Origin of the sequence: Janthinobacterium sp. FW305-129 (assembly GCF_020858115.1) — a bacterium.
In the GTDB taxonomy this organism is placed as follows: domain Bacteria; phylum Pseudomonadota; class Gammaproteobacteria; order Burkholderiales; family Burkholderiaceae_D; genus Janthinobacterium.
In genome coordinates this window covers 1-788 of the sequence record NZ_JACYMM010000048.1, presented here as the reverse complement: position 1 = coordinate 788, position 788 = coordinate 1, and the positions used below count along the sequence as shown (strand labels likewise).

Sequence of the window (788 nt, the reverse complement as noted above, 5' to 3'; positions counted from 1 at the left end):
GCGCCGACGGTACGGCCGCCTTCGCGGATAGCGAAGCGCAGACCTTCTTCCATCGCGATCGGGTTGATCAGCTTGACGGTGATCGACACGTTATCGCCTGGCATGACCATTTCTTTGTCTGCTGGCAACTCGATCGAACCGGTCACGTCCGTCGTGCGGAAGTAGAACTGTGGACGATAGTTGTTGAAGAATGGCGTATGACGGCCGCCTTCGTCTTTCGACAGAACATAGATCTCGCCGGTGAAGTGCGCATGCGGCTTGATCGAGCCTGGCTTGGCCAGAACTTGACCACGTTGCACGTCTTCACGCTTGGTGCCGCGCAGCAGCAGACCAACGTTGTCGCCTGCTTGACCTTGGTCCAGCAGCTTGCGGAACATTTCCACGCCGGTGCAAGTCGTTTTGACGGTATCGGTGATACCAACGATTTCGATCTCTTCGCCGACTTTAACAATGCCGCGCTCGATACGACCGGTCACAACGGTACCGCGACCCGAGATCGAGAACACGTCTTCTACTGGCATCAGGAACGCACCGTCAACAGCGCGCTCTGGCGTTGGGATGTAAGCATCCAGCGCATCGGCCAGACGCAGCACTGCGTCAACGCCCATTTCGCCTTCTTTGCCTTCCAGCGCCATACGTGCCGAACCTTTGATGATTGGCAGGTCGTCGCCTGGGAATTCGTACTTCGACAACAGCTCGCGCACTTCCATTTCTACCAGTTCCAGCAGCTCTGCGTCGTCGACCAGGTCGCACTTGTTCAGGAACACGATGATGTATGGAACGCCAAC

1 protein-coding gene is annotated in these 788 nt (G+C 57.0%); it reads right to left on the bottom strand.

Annotation, left to right across the window (positions count from 1 at the left end):
* A partial coding sequence (locus tag IGS61_RS27755) for an elongation factor Tu (protein WP_230542508.1) occupies positions 1-788 on the bottom strand: 788 nt, incomplete at both ends.